17 protein-coding genes and 2 tRNA genes are annotated in these 15,431 nt (G+C 60.9%); 16 read left to right on the plus strand and 3 right to left on the minus strand.

All coding sequences use genetic code 11. The features are described from left to right. Nucleotides 1-93: 93 nt before the first annotated feature. Together AC52Q4_RS03285 and AC52Q4_RS03290 are read right to left on the minus strand one after the other, a co-directional pair. Nucleotides 94-378, minus strand: a complete 285-nt coding sequence (locus AC52Q4_RS03285) for a DUF488 domain-containing protein (protein ID WP_495535375.1) — start codon at nucleotides 376-378, stop codon at nucleotides 94-96. A gap of 627 nt (nucleotides 379-1,005) precedes the next feature. Next, nucleotides 1,006-1,082: transfer RNA gene (locus AC52Q4_RS03290), tRNA-Arg, on the minus strand. Between the two features lie 277 nt (nucleotides 1,083-1,359). Between AC52Q4_RS03290 and AC52Q4_RS03295 the strand changes: the two genes are divergently transcribed. The 12 genes from AC52Q4_RS03295 to AC52Q4_RS03350 all read left to right on the plus strand — a co-directional run bounded on the left by AC52Q4_RS03295 (nucleotide 1,360) and on the right by AC52Q4_RS03350 (nucleotide 11,551). Next, a complete protein-coding gene (locus tag AC52Q4_RS03295; RefSeq protein WP_495535391.1) occupies nucleotides 1,360-2,598 on the plus strand; it encodes a tyrosine-type recombinase/integrase in 1,239 nt (412 codons plus the stop codon). Between the two features lie 327 nt (nucleotides 2,599-2,925). Continuing rightward, the gene (locus AC52Q4_RS03300; RefSeq protein ID WP_495535376.1) at nucleotides 2,926-3,123 is read left to right on the plus strand and encodes a helix-turn-helix transcriptional regulator; all 198 of its coding nucleotides are present in this window, start codon (nucleotides 2,926-2,928) and stop codon (nucleotides 3,121-3,123) included. Next, on the plus strand, nucleotides 3,120-3,359 hold the full coding sequence (locus AC52Q4_RS03305) for a hypothetical protein (RefSeq protein WP_495535377.1): 240 nt from the start codon (nucleotides 3,120-3,122) through the stop codon (nucleotides 3,357-3,359). The genes AC52Q4_RS03300 and AC52Q4_RS03305 overlap by 4 nt, the downstream gene beginning before the upstream one ends. Beyond that, complete coding sequence (locus tag AC52Q4_RS03310) at nucleotides 3,346-4,284, plus strand: hypothetical protein (RefSeq protein ID WP_495535378.1); 939 nt, start codon at nucleotides 3,346-3,348, stop codon at nucleotides 4,282-4,284. The genes AC52Q4_RS03305 and AC52Q4_RS03310 overlap by 14 nt, the downstream gene beginning before the upstream one ends. A gap of 617 nt (nucleotides 4,285-4,901) precedes the next feature. Then, entirely contained in the window at nucleotides 4,902-6,422 is a 1,521-nt protein-coding gene (locus tag AC52Q4_RS03315; RefSeq protein ID WP_495535379.1) for a terminase large subunit domain-containing protein, read from the plus strand. Beyond that, nucleotides 6,413-6,733, plus strand: a complete 321-nt coding sequence (locus tag AC52Q4_RS03320) for an HNH endonuclease (RefSeq protein WP_495535380.1) — start codon at nucleotides 6,413-6,415, stop codon at nucleotides 6,731-6,733. The genes AC52Q4_RS03315 and AC52Q4_RS03320 overlap by 10 nt, the downstream gene beginning before the upstream one ends. A gap of 48 nt (nucleotides 6,734-6,781) precedes the next feature. Next, nucleotides 6,782-8,059, plus strand: coding sequence for a phage major capsid protein (locus tag AC52Q4_RS03325; RefSeq protein WP_495535381.1), 1,278 nt, complete (start codon nucleotides 6,782-6,784; stop codon nucleotides 8,057-8,059). Then, nucleotides 8,059-8,658 carry an HK97 family phage prohead protease gene (locus tag AC52Q4_RS03330; protein WP_495535382.1) on the plus strand — a complete coding sequence of 200 codons (600 nt, stop codon included), beginning with the start codon at nucleotides 8,059-8,061 and terminating at the stop codon, nucleotides 8,656-8,658. The genes AC52Q4_RS03325 and AC52Q4_RS03330 overlap by 1 nt, the downstream gene beginning before the upstream one ends. Further along, nucleotides 8,658-9,206 (plus strand): hypothetical protein, encoded by a 549-nt coding sequence (locus AC52Q4_RS03335; protein WP_495535383.1) that lies wholly within the window; start codon nucleotides 8,658-8,660, stop codon nucleotides 9,204-9,206. The genes AC52Q4_RS03330 and AC52Q4_RS03335 overlap by 1 nt, the downstream gene beginning before the upstream one ends. Next, nucleotides 9,206-10,282, plus strand: a complete 1,077-nt coding sequence (locus AC52Q4_RS03340; RefSeq protein WP_495535384.1) for a phage portal protein — start codon at nucleotides 9,206-9,208, stop codon at nucleotides 10,280-10,282. Before AC52Q4_RS03335 ends, AC52Q4_RS03340 begins: the two co-directional genes overlap by 1 nt. Nucleotides 10,283-10,449: 167 nt before the next feature. Further along, complete coding sequence (locus AC52Q4_RS03345) at nucleotides 10,450-10,638, plus strand: hypothetical protein (RefSeq protein ID WP_495535385.1); 189 nt, start codon at nucleotides 10,450-10,452, stop codon at nucleotides 10,636-10,638. Nucleotides 10,639-11,245: 607 nt separating this feature from the next. Next, nucleotides 11,246-11,551, plus strand: coding sequence for a hypothetical protein (locus AC52Q4_RS03350; RefSeq protein WP_495535386.1), 306 nt, complete (start codon nucleotides 11,246-11,248; stop codon nucleotides 11,549-11,551). A gap of 141 nt (nucleotides 11,552-11,692) precedes the next feature. Here the strand turns inward: AC52Q4_RS03350 and AC52Q4_RS03355 are convergent. Then, a tRNA-Ala gene (locus AC52Q4_RS03355) sits at nucleotides 11,693-11,768 on the minus strand. A gap of 87 nt (nucleotides 11,769-11,855) precedes the next feature. Between AC52Q4_RS03355 and AC52Q4_RS03360 the strand changes: the two genes are divergently transcribed. The 4 genes from AC52Q4_RS03360 to AC52Q4_RS03375 are packed head-to-tail and all read left to right on the plus strand — an operon-like array spanning nucleotide 11,856 to nucleotide 15,427. Further along, nucleotides 11,856-12,572, plus strand: a complete 717-nt coding sequence (locus AC52Q4_RS03360) for a TIGR04283 family arsenosugar biosynthesis glycosyltransferase (RefSeq protein ID WP_495535387.1) — start codon at nucleotides 11,856-11,858, stop codon at nucleotides 12,570-12,572. Next, entirely contained in the window at nucleotides 12,569-13,267 is a 699-nt protein-coding gene (locus AC52Q4_RS03365; protein ID WP_495535388.1) for a TIGR04282 family arsenosugar biosynthesis glycosyltransferase, read from the plus strand. The genes AC52Q4_RS03360 and AC52Q4_RS03365 overlap by 4 nt, the downstream gene beginning before the upstream one ends. Before the next feature lie 44 nt (nucleotides 13,268-13,311). Next, nucleotides 13,312-14,580 carry a glucose-1-phosphate adenylyltransferase gene (gene glgC / locus AC52Q4_RS03370; protein ID WP_495535389.1) on the plus strand — a complete coding sequence of 423 codons (1,269 nt, stop codon included), beginning with the start codon at nucleotides 13,312-13,314 and terminating at the stop codon, nucleotides 14,578-14,580. A 19-nt stretch (nucleotides 14,581-14,599) separates the two neighbouring features. After that, the gene (locus AC52Q4_RS03375; RefSeq protein WP_495535390.1) at nucleotides 14,600-15,427 is read left to right on the plus strand and encodes a YggS family pyridoxal phosphate-dependent enzyme; all 828 of its coding nucleotides are present in this window, start codon (nucleotides 14,600-14,602) and stop codon (nucleotides 15,425-15,427) included. The last annotated feature ends 4 nt before the right edge of the window (nucleotides 15,428-15,431 follow it).

Below are 15,431 nucleotides of genomic sequence, written 5' to 3' on the forward strand. Positions count from 1 at the left end.
CGAACTCCAACAACGTCTTCGGAAACTCGCGCCAAAGCTGATCCGGGTCCTCTGCACCCATTCTTTGCTCCCAGCTCACAGCAGAAATGCCGTCTAATATACATTAGGTGCTAAGCGGATAGGCATGTGGTTGAGATGTTTTTTCGCTTTTTCTTTGTTTTCGCTTAACTCGTGCATATATGTTTCTCTGAATTCGCTCCATTTGTCTGCATCGTGACCGAACCATTTACGTAGCCCGGCGCTTGGTGCCAAATCCTTCCACCAATCATCCAGCTTGGCTTCAGCTTTTGATATACCGCGCGGCCATATCCGATCGACGAGCACACGGAAGCCTTTTTTGCTCTTGTCATCATATATGCGCGCTAATTGAATATTCATGGTCCCTGTTCCTCTCGACCGTAATTGGAATCAAACGGTCTGGTTTTTTGCCGCCGTGCTTTCATGATCCACGTCATGATCACTGACAAAGCGGCTTCTGACATGGTTCCAGCAACCGCTTCTCGTGGGCGGTTGGGGGATTTCGTCCGCTGCCAAGGAATTATTCGTAAATGTCCGTGTCGGAGAATTGGGGTAGGCCTCCCCCGAATCGGTGCTCACAGGGAGTTGTGCGAGTCAGCCGGGAAGCGAAGGGATGGATCTGCAGGAAGTGCGCTCTGCACACCGGCATGCCAGGGGCGGCAATCAGGTCTTTCGGCGCGAATATCGGATGTGCGCGGCCGTTGGTGAGTACCGTTTCGGGGGGCTTTCCCCGCAAGCCACGGGTGAGAAGCACGGCGCTGAGCCAGGTCCGCGAAGGCATTGCGATGCGCTCACCACAAGCGGCCGTTTCGCCTCGAAAATGGCGCCCGAACGGCTACCCGCTGACCATCACGGGAACTCTCAGCCCGACCCCTATCCGCGTATTTGCTCGCCTGCGCCGTATCCGCTCGAAGTGCCCTCGACAAAGGAGGGTCACCGAGCCCTTGGTATAGTCTGTAACCGTCCGCGGTACAGCCCCCGCCACGTTGGTGCCCCGGGCAGGATTCGAACCTGCGACCTATCGCTTAGGAGGCGATCGCTCTATCCGACTGAGCTACCGGGGCGGGATAGAGAGGTTACACTCAAGTGCACTGCGGCCTGGGGGCGCGCCGAAGCTTCCGGCGTGGCGGCATCGCCGCGAGGGTTTGGTGGAGCCGAGGACCACATATCTAAGGTTACATGCCGTTGCGTGCCGTTGCAAGCGCCCATCCATAACAATAACTTACGTCATCCCCTTGTTGTGTCCCGTTGCGTGCCGGTGCGTGCAATGCTATCTTTTATGTTGGGTATAAAGTGGGAATAAATAATCCCATTGTGGTGGACAACCAGGGAACCGAACCCATGCCGAAGAAAGCTAAAGAGCTATCCGCTGTCGAGGTTCGACGATTGACTGCGCCGGGCTTCTATGCGGTTGGCGGTGTTGCCGGCCTGCACCTTCAAGTAACCGGATCGGGCGCGCGAACTTGGATACTGCGCGCAGTCGTTGGCAGCAAGCGCCGGGATATGGGCCTCGGCGGTTATCCTGACGTGCAGCTTGCCCAAGCACGAGAGAAGGCGCGGGAGCTGCGAGAAGCCATCCGGGATGGCCGAGACCCGGTAGCCGATAGAAAGGCCGCGAGAGACGCGCTTATAGCCGCTCAAGCCAAGGTGCTGACGTTCGAACAGGCTGCACGTCGATGCCATGCCACCAAAGAGGCCGAATTCAGAAGCCGCAAGCATCGCCGCGACTGGATTAATTCGCTTGAGAATCACGCGTTTCCGGTTATCGGCCGATTGCCAGTCGCCAGTATTGAGTTGCCGCATGTGCTCAAGGTGCTGGAACCGATTTGGCATGAGCGAACCGAAACTGCCACGCGGGTGCGCCAGCGCACGGAGGCAGTGCTTACTTGGGCGACTGTGAGCAAATACCGCTCAGGCGAGAACCCGGCGCGTTGGGATGGCAATCTCAAGGAAGTCTTGGCAGCACCGCGCAAGATTACAAAGGTTGAGCATCACAGGGCGCTGCCGTGGCAGCAGATGGGCGAATTCATGGCGGCACTGCGCAAGCGCGAGGGCATATCCGCGCGGGCGCTGGAGTTTCTGATTCTCACGGCTGCACGATCCAGTGAGGTAAGGTTTTGCAAGTGGAACGAGATCGACTTGCAGGCGCGCGTCTGGACGGTGCCGGCCGAGCGGATAAAGGCGGGCAAAACGCATCGCGTGCCGTTATCTGACGATGCCGTGAGGCTGCTCAAGAGCCTTGAGGCCAGTGAAGATTACGTTTTCCCCGCACCACGCGGCGGGGCGCTCTCGGATGCGAGTATTGCTGCGGTATTAAAACGAATGGGCGTAGACGCGGTGCCGCACGGAATGAGATCCGCATTCAAAGATTGGGCGCGCAACCGTAGCGCTTACCCTGACGAAGTGTCAGAACTCGCACTCGCGCACGTTTCCACAGATGCAACGCGGGCTGCTTATGCTCGTGACGAGCTGCTGCCACAGCGCAAGCGGCTAATGCACGATTGGGCGCGGTTCTGCAACGAGGAACATGTTAGCGATGCCGATCTAAATAAAGTGATCTCGATAAGAACCGGAGATTAACCTTAACCCCCGCCATAATTGCCAGCCTATAACTCCATTCCTTTTTCCTCATATCTCCCTCTGTTTCGTTTCTGATTGCTCGTGCAGAACTTGGTGCCTTTGGCGGATGCGTTCATACGACGGTGCTCTACGGGCTATTAAGATTATCCAGAAAATAACGCTCGTTACTGCAAGATACGGCTTAGTGGGCTATTGCTACGCGTGGAACACTGTGGAACATTATTTATAGCAATCTGTTGAGTACGCTCTCTGCTAAACTCGATTACGTTATGTGCCAGCGTAGAACCGCGTAATACTACTAAACTGAGGATGCTCAAGCCAAAATATATGAATGCCGTTCAGTATTTCTTATGGGATCGAGAAGTTGCAAAGCGCTATGGTATATCACGGTTAACCGTGTGGCGCTGGGTACGAGTCGGGGCGTTAAACAAGCCATTAAAACTCGGCGCCAATACGACCCGTTTTAGGCTCGAAGATTTGATTGCTTTCGAGGAAGCGGCGATGCAGGAAGGAGAGGCCGCATGAACCAGAAACAAAAGCGCCAGGGCGGCAACCCTGGCGCGGATGAAACGATAGCGGACACCAGGAATTATAACGGAACAGCACCGCGAGTGCACGCATGGCGGCGCTGGTTTCAACGAGTCCGCCTAGATCGACTGAGCCGTCGGCAGATCATGGTGGCCATTCTGGTGAGGCTCGGCCGTGCTGATACGCCAGAGCAGGCCCTTCGGATTGTGGAGGGCGATCATGGCGAACGGTAACTTTTTTACTGTCGATAGGGATTCATGGAAGAAAACAACGCAGCTAGGCATGAATGCCGCAGCCGCATACTTGGTGATGGCGAGTGGCACAGGTCGCGACAATGTGACTACCGCCTGGAGCGCGGAAGCGGTAAGGCGATATGGCGGCATGTCATGGCGTCGAGCCAAGACAGCCGTTGATTTAATTGTGAAAAAAAGACTTGTACAAAAACGCGGCACGGCGAAAAAACCGCTCTACAAACTGCCGAAACCTAAGAACCCGATATGGCTGCCCAATACGATAATTACCGGCGCTGATGGCGAAAACCCGCCGATTATGAGAATACGCCAGAGTCAGGACGTTGCAGCGCTAGAGGCTTTTATCTTGCTATATGAAAGCCAGGAATTAATTGAAGATTCAGGCGTATCTCGGAACATTCTTTATTGGCCCTACACGCGAGAGCATGTTCTCGACCGAGGCCAGTATTCAGTCTATGGGTTCGACAGATCGGATCTCCGGTATTGCTGCAAACAGGGCCCGCTAAAAGATTACGCAGATCGTCAACAGGGCGAAGTTTGGGACCACCTCACCGTGCTGGAGGATACGGGCGTCCTTGAATGGATTCCGCACCTTGTAGAAGGCGAAGGAGAGGACGCAGAGCTGGTTCACCCGATTGGCGGGGATGAGCACGCCGACAAGATAAGAGACGCTCTGTGGGACTTCTACGAACGGCTACCAGGTGAGTACGGGAATCTTGGCTACCAGCTAATGGTGCCTGTGCTTCGCCATATGAAGGCCGCCACGATGATTGGAGTGGCGAGGCTTCGCTATAGGCCGCAAACCAGTATGACGGCTGCTTGGTATGCCGATTATACCGAGCGATGCGAGCAATACGTGAATCTCTACCGCCGTATTGCAGATGGCGATATGAGGCTCGTTGCATGAGCGGTCGACATCAAGGGGGTATCAAGGGTAAGTCAAGGGTACATCAAGGGGATATCAATGTTCTCTTATATCCAGTAAGAGCTATGCGCCAGCCTAGCGGCTGACGCCACCATATATGCTCTAGAGACGAGAGGGGAAAACGTGACGGCAAGCGATGCATACCTACGGATGTTAAGAGCCGCAGTCGAGGAAATGGAACGGAATCAGGGAACACAATCCCAACATCATGCAGACAAAAAATTACTTAGTCGTCGAGCAAACGTGAAAGCAGAACATCTACCCGGCGGATGCGTTTTATATCGTTATGCGAGGTGGCGGCAAGTATGAATTGTCCCTGCGGCGGAATTACAGACACAAGGATTGCCACGTATCGGGGAACTGACCTTGAGTACGAGCGGTGCAAGTCTTGCGGGCGCCGTGGGCAGTGGTTGCTTATGCGCGACGGCGAATTGCTGGCGAACGGGATAAAGGCGCAGCGGATGTTCAACGAGATTAAGGCGAAACGCGCGGAGGTTGCGTGAGAAAGCGGCAATTGGTCCCAATGGTGCGGCGCGAAATTAGGGGGCGGCACGCGGGGGTGGGTCGTCTGTTTCACACCTGGACCTGTAGATGCCTTAATGAGCGAGGCTGAGAAGGCCGTACAGGCCATAGAGCGGCTGATCGTTCCGCAAGGTAGGCTCGCGGGCCAGCGGCTGCGATTGGCCGACTATCAGCGCCGATTTATCCATGGGTCGCTGGATGATGATGTGACCGTGGGCGTGTGGTCGGTTGGCCGTGGCAATGCCAAGTCGGCCACGTCGGCGGCGTTGGCGTTGACCCATACCCTGGGATTTTGGGGGGTGCAGCCGCAGCGGGAGTGCGTGATCGCGGCGCGGACGAAAGACCAGGCCGCCATTGCCTTCCGGTTCGCCCAATCGTTCCTGGAGAGCCTGCCCGACGACATGGTGACGTTCGAGGACGTGGCGACGCGGACGCACCCGCATTTCAGCATGACCTTCCAGGCGGCGGACGGACCCCACGAGCTGCGGGCCATATCGGCCGATGGGAAATCGGCACTCGGCGGCGGGGCGACGCTGGTTATCTGCGATGAGCGTGCGGCATGGCGGCCGGGGCGTGGCGAGGAAATGGAGGCCGCGTTGCTAACGTCTCTCGGAAAGCGTGACGGCCGCATGCTGATTATCAGCACCAGCGCACCAGACGACACTAATTCGTTCAGTCAGTGGTGCGACAGGCCACCCACGGGCTGCTATGTGCAAGAGCACAGACCCGCGCCCGGCCTGCCGGCGGACGATGAAGAATCGTTGCTAATTGCCAATCCCGGCGCCGTGGAGGGAATCGGGGCGCGGCCCGAATGGCTGCTCAAGCAGGCGCAACAGGCGATGGAGCGCGGCGGTTCCGCGTTGGCCGCATTCCGCAACCTGCACCGTAATGAGCGCGTGGCGGCTCAGGGGCGGGACATGCTTGTCCACCTGGACGACTGGCTGCGCTGCGAGTGCGATCCGCTTCCGACCCGCGAGGGCGAGGTCATCATCGGCCTTGATCTGGGCGGCGCGGCATCCATGACCGCCAGCGCGTTCCTATGGCCGGAGACCGGACGGCTGGAGGTGCGCGGCTGGTTCCCTACTTCGCCCGACCTTCTCGCCCGTGGACACAACGACCACGTGGGCAGCCGCTACAGTGAGATGTACCGGCGCGGCGAGCTGCGGACGATTGGCGACAAGACCGTACCCACGCGGCAGTGGATCGCGGAAACGGTGGAGCACGTGGAGGGCTCGCCCATTAACTGCATCGTGGCCGACCGATTCAAACAGGCTGAGGTTGGCGAGGCCGTGGAGGCCGAGGGCGTGACGGCCCCGGTTATATGGCGCGGGATGGGCTGGCGTGATGGTGGCGAGGATGTGCGGCGTTTTCAGCGAGCAGTGGCTGACGGCAGTATTGCCACGGCTGAATCCCTGCTTATGCGTAGCTCGCTGTCCGACTCAGTGGTGGCAATGGATGAGGCGGGCAACGGCAAGCTGAGCAAGGCCCGCTCAACCGGGCGCGTTGATCCATCGGCGGCGGCGATCTTGGCTATTGCGGAAGGCTCCCGCCAGCAATCTAGGCCGGTCCGAAAAGTCAGGGCTCCTGTGTGGGCCTGAGAAAAAAATATAATCGGCCAAGCAGAAAGGTGCAGAAATCGAAACGCTGGCCGGCATTACGCATTCAGGCATTACGACGCGATGATTGGCAATGCGTGCAATGCGGTGCGCGTGGTCGATTAGAAGTTGATCATATTGAAGCCGTGCGCGATGCGCCCGAATTGAGTTTCGAGATTAATAACCTGCAAACGCTTTGCGCGAAATGCCACGGACAGAAAACGCGAATCGAAATGGGGTTTGACCCAATGCATGAAGAGCGGGCGAAATGGAGAAACGCGCTAATTGCAATTGTCAATACCCCAGGAAAATGATAGATTAAAATTGTGCACGGCACGTCGTGAGACGTTCCTTTCCCATCGATGGAGAAAAAATTGGTTATGTTGGAAAGCACCAGAATTCAGCGCCGGCAGTCTGAAATCCGGCAAAAGCTTGCCGAGATGGTCGGAAAAAACGACCTGACCGACGAAGAAACCCGCGAAATTGAAACCCTCGATTCCGAATATCGGAGCAATGAAACTCGCTATCGTGGCGCGCTGATTGCCGAGGATTCGGAGCGCCGGGAAGTCGGCTCGGAATTGGAGACGCGGGAGGGCTCCGAGTGGGCCAGCTTGATCGACAAATTCGAGATGCGGCAGGCGGCACTCCACCTGGACGAAGGCCGGCAGTTTGATGGTGCTACCGCCGAGGTGGTCCAGGAATTGCGCAGTCAGGGCGGCTATCGCGGCGTGCCGGTGCCGTTTGAGGCCTTGGAAGTTCGCGCCGGAGAGACCGTGGCTAGCGGCGTTGCTGACCCGGTTCAGACGCGCGGCATCATTGACCGACTATTCCCGCAGAGCGTGGCAGGCGCCATGGGTGCGGCGATGATCAACATCGGTGCCGGCGAAGTCGAGTATCCGGTCACGACTTCGAGCGTGTCGGCTGGCTGGGCTTCCAGCGAGACCGGCGACGTGGCAAGCGCGACTGCCTACCAGACGACCGACCGTTCGCTGAAACCGGACCAGGTGTTAGGCGTTCAAATGAAGCTGACGCGCCGGACTCTGAAGTCCACCGGCGGCATTGAGCAGGCCGTTCGCCGTGACATGCGCGGCGCCATCGCTCAGGAGATGGATAAAACCGTTTTCCTTGGAAGCGGATCGAATGGCGAACCGTTGGGAGTGGTCGCTGGCACGAGTACTTATGGCGTCACAGAGACCGCCATTAACGCTGACGCAACCTGGTCTGCTTTTCGGGGGGCCGTGACTCGTTTCCTGACGGCCAACGCGGCCGGCTCGCCGAACGCGGTACGTATCTTGATCCGTCCGGAGACCTGGGACGCCTTGGAAGGCGCCATCTTCGACAGCGGCTCCGGTACGACAGAATGGGACCGTGTAACCCGCAACGTACCCGCCGGCAACATTGTCATGAGCAGCAACGCACTGGCGGCGCCTACCGGCTCCCCGGCTGCGAGTAAGGCCTTGCTGACCACAAGCGTGGGCGGGCAGGCGCCTTTGTTCGTTGCCACGTGGGGGGCAGTGGATCTGATCCGCGATCCCTACTCGGATGCGGCATCCGGTGGTCTGCGGCTAACAGGCCTCGTTACGTTGGATGTAACCATATCTCGTGCGGCACAACTCGAAGTTCTTACCGGGATCCAGTAATGCTCTACGCCCCGGTTGAAACGCGGCTGACCGTTCGGCAGGACAGCGACGGCTCTCACGTTCTAGGCGGGCGGTTTCCCTACGGGGTGACCGCTACGTTTTCGGACGGTGGGCGCCGTGGCCGGCCGCGCAAGGAGCGCTTCGCCCCCCGAGCGTTTGAGTTTCGGGTAAAAGACCCCGCTGCGGAGATTCACCTGCTTGTCGGGCATTCGTTCGATAAGCCGCTAGCGTCCAAGCTCGCCGATACGTTGATGCTCACCGACACCGACGAGGCGTTGACCTTCGAGGCGCGCATTACGCCTGAGGTGGCCGATACCAGTCACGGCCGCGACGCGCTCGCGCTGATAGCGGCCGGCCTGGCGGTTGGTCTCTCCCCCGGCTTCCGTATCCCGCCCGAGCGTGCGGTTGCGGATGCCGAGGAAGTCACCGAGGAAGATCCCGCCGAGGGTGATGCCCTGATTCGTACCATCAAGGCCGCTTTGCTCTATGAGCTGAGCATCGTAACGCGTCCGGCCTATGAGGAATCGCAGGTCGAGGCGCGCAATTGGCGGCCTGTGGCGCGAAAGATCAACCTTGGCGCGGCATACAGGTGGCGGTGATGGTGGACGTGCTCAGCGAAGTTGAAGGACAGCCATCTAGCTATCCGTGGCTTCCGGTATCTTCTGATTTATCGAAAAAGGCGCAGGAGCAGGATTTTGACGCCCTGTGGCGGCGCCTTGAGTCGTGGGTTGTGTACCGCTGGAGCGAGCGCACGGTGACGTGGATCGTTGCGGGGCCTGGTGTGTGGTCGCCACGGCTGAAACCGGCCACGGTGACCGCATTCGAGGTTTGGAATACCACCAGCCTGTCATGGGAGAGCGTGACCCTGGATGATGCCCCGACCGGCTACGAGCTCGACGCCAAGACCTACCGATTCACCGCTACGGTCGGAGGAGTTACGTCAGGCCCACCTTCGGCCGTCATGGAGGCGTTGCGCCGCTTGGCCGAATACCTGGCCGATACTTCCTACATCGGGCGGGTGGCCGCCAGAGGTACGCGGCAGTTTGATGGCTCGTTTTCGGTGACCAGCGAGCGACCGGCGGCTTGGCAGGCGAAGGCGCTTCACTACTCCGGCGCGGCGGACCTGCTGCGCCCTTGGAGGACATAATGGGTTTGCTGAGCTGGTTTAAACGCTCCGAGCCAGTCGAGAAACGCGCTACGGGTGGTTTTACCGAACAGGTAATGGCCGCCAGGGCGGCGGTTATCTCCGGGAGCCGAGGCGCGGCCGAGCTGACCGCAACCGTTCAAACGTGTGTGGGGCTCTGGGAAGGCGGCCTGAGCGTTGCCGAAGTGTCGGGTACAGACTTGCTCACGCCGCAGTCTTTGGCGCTGACGGCGCGTTCACTCGGCCTCAAGGGTGAGGCGGTTTTCCTGATCCGCGAGGACGGGCTGATCCCTGCATCGGATTGGGATATTGCTACCCGTGACGGCAGGCCGCGCGCGTACCGGCTGAGCATCCCAGACGTGGGCGGCGGGAGCCAGGAGACGGCTCTAGCGGCAGAAGTGTTGCACGTAAGGGTGGGCACAGACCCGGCCGCACCTTGGCGTGGGCAGGCGCCCTTGCGCCGTGCATCATTGACCGCCGGATTATTGCACGCGGTTGAATCCGCGCTCAGCGAGACTTTCGAGACTGCCCCGCTTGGTTCGCAGGTGGTGCCATTCCCCGAAGCGGACGACGTGGACCGCGAGGCCCTGGCACGTTCGTTCCGAGGGCAGCGCGGTCGGGTGCTGCTGCGCGAGTCGGTGACTACTACGGCGGCCGGTGGACCGACGCCACAAACAGACTGGCGGCCTTCGGACTTAACCCCGGACCTGAGTCGAGCAATGACCCAAGAGACGCTAGCGGCCGCGCGCAACGCTGTGATGGGTGTTTATGGTGTTCTGCCGGCGCTCATGGACTCGGCCACCACTGGGCCGGTTGTCCGGGAGGCGCAGCGCCACCTTGCGAGCTGGATGCTTCAGCCGATAGCAACGCTGATCGCGCAGGAGGCGAGCGCGAAGCTCGGCGGGGCTGTCAGCATCGACACCTTGCAACCGCTGCAAGCCTACGACGCGGGCGGCCGTGCGCGGGCGCTGTCGGGCATTATCCAGGGGCTTGCGCTGGCGCGTGAGGCTGGGTTGCCCGAAGAACAGATTACCGCGGCGCTGAAGTTCTCGGGTGTAGAAAGTGAATCTCGGCAGTGATGTCAGTCGAGTCCCCGGCCACGAGGGGCGGCTTCGGCCGGTACGTGGCAGCGGTCTTAGTCGGCGAGTCACCGCTTCATGGAAAGCAACCCCGACAGCCGGCGGCGGGTTGGGCCTCCTATCACCTGTCCCCGCGCGGCCGGTGCCCCCGTGGGGCAGGAGGTTTTATGAACGAGCAGCGTGAATCCTCCTTTCTGGACGAGTTGGCCACCATGGACGCCCGCTCGCAGATGCTGTTCCTGAGCGCGGCTCTCGGCAGCATTATCTACGCGACGGCCGAGGACAGCGGCCAGGCACGAGACGCGGTGGACCGTGTAATCAGGCTGATCGAGAAAAGCGCCGGTTTGCGGCTCTAACTAGACGACCCGTCCCACCCTAGGCAAAACGCCACTCTCCAGCCGATCCCCTGCGGCGGTGCCGACCAACTTTCCGACAAGCGGTAGCTGGCACGGCTTTGCATAGTGGAATGGTGCTTGCAAGGTTGCATATAACATTCCATGAGGCACAAATCAGGCCACTGTGATGCATGCACCCCGCCACGCCGCTGATAGACGGCCTATACGCCGCTGTGAGCCACGATTGCGGGCTAGCTGCTGTCGGGTGCTGATAGCAGCGGGAAATGAGCGGCGCTTACGCGCCGAGCGCCGACTGGGTGAGCTAATCAGAGCTCAGAAGGAAACGGTGGGGTTGGCTCATGGTGGGCATGCGCAGAGGACTCGGTTCCGAAAAGGTACCGAGTCGCCTCCTACTCTCGCCGAGGCCGGCATAGACAAGAAGCTATCGAGCACTGCGCAGCTCAATACCGTGACTGTCACACAACCCCGCCATGCCAGCCGGCCATTCTGTGACGTACTTAACTTGTTTCGGGTGCGGCGGGCGTGCTTGTATGAAGCGAGCCGACCAGGTGTTGACGGCACCGGGCCGGCTCTAACCACCCCACAACCTGAGTAGGAGGTTGCAGCGATGGCTATTGCCGATTCTACCCCAATCGAGTTCGAGCCCGCCCTCACCATGGAGCAAGTCGAGGATAGCGAGCGCGACGAGAAGGTCTTGGGCCGGACAAGGCGCGCGGCGTACCTGTACTTAACGCGCAGCTCCCATGAGCTTCGCGACCTTGTTAGCTCGGAGGGCATGGATGAAGCGACGCTCGATCTTGCCGAGTGCCTACATTCATACATCGACCGCAAAGAAGCTGAGCTTGAGCTGATGCGCAGTGCTAACGCGAGAATCCTCTCGGTGCTTTCCGAGGTTATTGATACGGACGAATAACCCGCACACCGCCACCACAGACCCGGCTTCGGCCGGGTTTTTTGTTGGTACACTGCCATATGGCAAGCGTTTTATGGTTGTTGGTTTTTTTGTTGGTACGCTGCGAACTTGCTTTGCACGTTATTGTTTTTATTGGTGTCTTGGTGGAGCCGAGGGGAGTCGAACCCCTGACCTCGACAATGCGAATGTCGCGCTCTCCCAACTGAGCTACGGCCCCTGTCTGTTTGCGGCGCGCAGTGTATCACTCGTGCCTTTCGTGTACCAGTAGAGGCGCCGCGGCGCAACTGACCTGCGAGAAAAATCGATGTCCATCGCCATTATCGTTCCGGCACTCAATGAGGCTGCAACAATCGAGGCGATGCTGCGCTCGCTGCAGCCCTTTCGGGAAAAGGGGCACGAGGTGCTCGTCGTTGACGGCGGCAGCCGGGATGAGACGCGAGGGATCGCGGCGGCGTTCGCCGATCGAGTCCTCACTACTGTCCCTCGTGGGCGGGCGCGGCAGATGAATGCCGGCGCGGCGAGCGCAACGGCTGCCGTACTGTGGTTTCTGCATGCCGATACGCTGGCGCCGCGCGATGCGACCGAGCAGATAATGCAGGCGTTGGCGCGTGGCTACCGCTGGGGTCGTTTCGATGTCCGCTTGACTGAGCAAAAGTGGGCGTTGCGCATGGTAGCCTGGCTGATGAACCGTCGCTCCTGTCTCAGCGGCATTGCGACCGGAGACCAGGGCATGTTCGTGGAACGGGCCTTGTTCGAGGCGCTCGAGGGCTATCCGGATCAGCCTCTGATGGAGGATGTGGAATTATCGCGGCGGCTCAAGCGCCGGGGGCGTCCCGCTTGTCTGGCCGGGCCGCTCATTACCTCGGCACGGCGTTGGGAGCGTGATGGCGTATGGTCCACGATCGCGCTGATGTGGCGCCTCCGCTTGGCCTACTTTTGCGGGGCCGACCCGCAGGAGTTGCAGCGGCGCTATGAAAAGGACGAGGCGTCCCCGGCTCCTCAGCGCAGACCCGGAGCATGAAAGGCGCGCGTATCGAAGTGAGGTATCCTGCCGCACGGCTGCTGATCTTTGCCAAGGCGCCGGTTGCCGGGCGGGTGAAAACGCGGTTGGCTGTAGCCTATGGCCGGCAAGGCGCGGCCATGCGCTATCGCGAGCTTCTACGGCGCACGCTGGCGACGGCGGCGCAGGCCCGCGTTGCGCCGGTGGAGCTGTGGGCGGCTCCGGGACGCGCGCATCCCTGGCTCGCCGCTCGCGCGCGAGAGCACGCAGTGACCCTGCGCGTGCAGGGGTGTGGCGATCTGGGGCGGCGGATGCAGCGGGCAATGCGTTGGACATTGCGCACGGTGCCATTCGCGGCGATCATCGGCGGTGATTGCGCCGCGTTGACGCCGTGGCATCTGCAGCGGGCCTTCGACTGCCTCGCCGCTGGTGCGGACGCCGTGATCGGACCCGCCGAGGACGGGGGATACGTGCTCGTCGGGCTGCGCTGCCCCGAGCCGCTGCTTTTCCAAGCGTTGCCGTGGGGCGGAGCGAAGGTGATGGCCGCGACGCGTAAGCGCCTGCATCGGCTCGGGCTGCGCTGGGTGGAGCTGCCGCTGAGCTTCGATATCGATCGGCCCGGGGATCTGGCTCGGCTGCAGCGTCAATCGGCGACGGTATTTGGCAGCGCCGCGGCGGCAAAGTATCCTACTCAGGCGGCTGCGACAGGCAAATAGCCTCTTCCATTGACGCCGAGGCCTTCAAGAGAGCCGGTCCCATCATGTATTTCGAGCGCAACCCTCGTTTCGTCAGCCGGCTTACCCGGGATACGCTTGCCATCATTCTCGCCGGTGGCCGGGGGGGGCGTCTGGCCAACCTGACGGACTGGCGGACCAAGCCGGCCATACCGTTCGGCGGCAAGTTTCGCCTGATCGACTTTCCGCTGTCGAATTGCATCAACTCCGGCATTCGCCGCGTCCAGCTCGTCACCCAATACAAGGCGCACTCGCTGATCCAGCACGTGCAGCGCGGCTGGGGGTTTTTGCGCGGCGAGTTCGGTGAGTTCGTGGAAATCGTTCCAGCCCAGCAGCGCCTCGACAAGCCGTTATGGTTTGCCGGGACCGCCGATGCGATCCATCAGAACATCGATATCATCAAAGCGCATCGGCCGCGCTACGTGCTGATCCTCGCCGGCGATCACGTCTACAAGATGGACTACGGCCCGATGATCGCCTTTCATGTGGAACGCGCCGCGGATATGACCGTCGGCTGTGTGGAGATGTCACGGGAGCAGGCGCGGGCATTTGGCGTGATGACGGTGGACGAGAGCGGGCGGGTGCTGCGTTTCACCGAGAAGCCGAAGGAGCCGAATCCGATGCCGGGCAAGCCGGACATGGCACTGGTCTCGATGGGCATCTACGTGTTCGAGCGGGAATACCTCTTCGAGCAGCTGCGCGCGGACGCCGAGAACATCGACTCCTCACGGGATTTCGGCCGGGATGTGATTCCGGCTGCCATTGCCCGCGACAAGGTGTCTGCCTATCCTTTCGCCGACCCGCACAGCGGGGAGCAGCCCTACTGGCGCGACGTCGGGACGGTGGACGCCTTCTTCGAGGCGAATCTGGAGCTGATCGGCATGGGGCCGGAGCTCGATCTCTATGATCAGGATCGCCCCATCTGGACGTATCAGGCGCAGCTGCCGCCGGCGAAATTCATCGATGATGCCGGGCATCGCGGCATCGCTATCGATTCCATGGTCTCCGGCGGCGATATCATTCAAGGGGCGGAGGTGCGCCACTCGCTGCTGTTCTCGCAGGTGATCGTGCGGCCGAGAGCCCAGGTTCAGGACGCGGTCATCCTGCCCGACGTGGTGGTCGGCGAGGGCTGCCGTATTCGGCGCTGCGTCATCGACGAGGGTTGCCGTATTCCCCGCGGGACCGTTATCGGTGAGGATGACGCCGCTGATCGCGAGCGCTTCTTCGTTTCACCGGCGGGGGTGGTGCTGGTCACGGCGGAGATGCTTGGGCAGGAGGTGGCGCACGTGCGCTGAGCTTGGCGGTAACGAGCCGGTGAAGCCACTCGGCACCGAACCTGCCGCCACCGACGCCACGGCCAGAATCGAGCGTATGCAGACACGCGAGGAAGCCTCGATACGAGAGCAGTGCGAGGAGGTGCGCCGGCGCATCGCCGGAGCCTGCGCGCGGGTGGGACGCGCGCCGCACGAGGTGCGTCTGTTGCCGGTGACCAAGACGGTGACGGTCGAGCGATTGCGACAGGCTTACGCCGCCGGGCTCACGGAGTTCGGCGAGAATAAGATTCAGGAGGCCTGCGCCAAGGCCGAGGCACTTGCGGATTTGCCCGTGTCCTGGAGTCTCATCGGGCATCTGCAGACCAACAAGGTCAAGTACGCCGCCCGCTTCGCGCGCGAGTTCCAGGCCCTGGACAGCCTGCGGCTCGCCGCGGCGCTTGATCGGCGTCTGCAAAACGAGGGACGGGGCCTTGATGTCCTGGTGCAGGTCAACACGTCGGGCGAGGCGAGCAAGTTCGGCCTTGCGCCGGAGGCGGTGAGCGATTTTCTACGTGAACTGCCGGTCTATTCGGCGCTGCGGGTGCGCGGTCTCATGACGCTTGCCGTTTTCGACACGGATGCGGACCGGGTGCGGGAATGCTTTCGCGTGCTGCGCGCGCTGCGCGATCGGCTTCGCGACAGCATGCCGACCGCGGTCGTGCTCGACGAGCTGTCGATGGGCATGTCGGGCGATTTCGAGATCGCGATCGAGGAGGGCGCGACGACCGTGCGGGTCGGTCAGGCGATCTTCGGGGCGCGACCGCTGCCGGACAGCCACTATTGGCCCGGCCTCGGCGAAAGCGCATCGGATCCGCGAGGGATGCGCTGAGGGG

Source organism: Nitrococcus sp. (genome assembly GCF_059432795.1).

What these genes read in the sequence shown, in the direction of transcription:
- AC52Q4_RS03360 (WP_495535387.1), top strand. Translation starts at nt 11,856, where the DNA reads ATGTCCATCGCCATTATCGTTCCGGCACTCAATGAGGCTGCAACAATC.
- AC52Q4_RS03310 (WP_495535378.1), top strand. Translation starts at nt 3,346, where the DNA reads ATGGCGAACGGTAACTTTTTTACTGTCGATAGGGATTCATGGAAGAAA.
- AC52Q4_RS03335 (WP_495535383.1), top strand. Translation starts at nt 8,658, where the DNA reads ATGGTGGACGTGCTCAGCGAAGTTGAAGGACAGCCATCTAGCTATCCG.
- AC52Q4_RS03350 (WP_495535386.1), top strand. Translation starts at nt 11,246, where the DNA reads ATGGCTATTGCCGATTCTACCCCAATCGAGTTCGAGCCCGCCCTCACC.
- AC52Q4_RS03325 (WP_495535381.1), top strand. Translation starts at nt 6,782, where the DNA reads ATGGAGAAAAAATTGGTTATGTTGGAAAGCACCAGAATTCAGCGCCGG.
- AC52Q4_RS03330 (WP_495535382.1), top strand. Translation starts at nt 8,059, where the DNA reads ATGCTCTACGCCCCGGTTGAAACGCGGCTGACCGTTCGGCAGGACAGC.
- AC52Q4_RS03365 (WP_495535388.1), top strand. Translation starts at nt 12,569, where the DNA reads ATGAAAGGCGCGCGTATCGAAGTGAGGTATCCTGCCGCACGGCTGCTG.
- AC52Q4_RS03295 (WP_495535391.1), top strand. Translation starts at nt 1,360, where the DNA reads ATGCCGAAGAAAGCTAAAGAGCTATCCGCTGTCGAGGTTCGACGATTG.
- glgC (WP_495535389.1), top strand. Translation starts at nt 13,312, where the DNA reads ATGTATTTCGAGCGCAACCCTCGTTTCGTCAGCCGGCTTACCCGGGAT.
- AC52Q4_RS03300 (WP_495535376.1), top strand. Translation starts at nt 2,926, where the DNA reads ATGAATGCCGTTCAGTATTTCTTATGGGATCGAGAAGTTGCAAAGCGC.
- AC52Q4_RS03340 (WP_495535384.1), top strand. Translation starts at nt 9,206, where the DNA reads ATGGGTTTGCTGAGCTGGTTTAAACGCTCCGAGCCAGTCGAGAAACGC.
- AC52Q4_RS03345 (WP_495535385.1), top strand. Translation starts at nt 10,450, where the DNA reads ATGAACGAGCAGCGTGAATCCTCCTTTCTGGACGAGTTGGCCACCATG.
- AC52Q4_RS03315 (WP_495535379.1), top strand. Translation starts at nt 4,902, where the DNA reads ATGAGCGAGGCTGAGAAGGCCGTACAGGCCATAGAGCGGCTGATCGTT.
- AC52Q4_RS03285 (WP_495535375.1), bottom strand. Translation starts at nt 378, where the DNA reads ATGAATATTCAATTAGCGCGCATATATGATGACAAGAGCAAAAAAGGC.
- AC52Q4_RS03305 (WP_495535377.1), top strand. Translation starts at nt 3,120, where the DNA reads ATGAACCAGAAACAAAAGCGCCAGGGCGGCAACCCTGGCGCGGATGAA.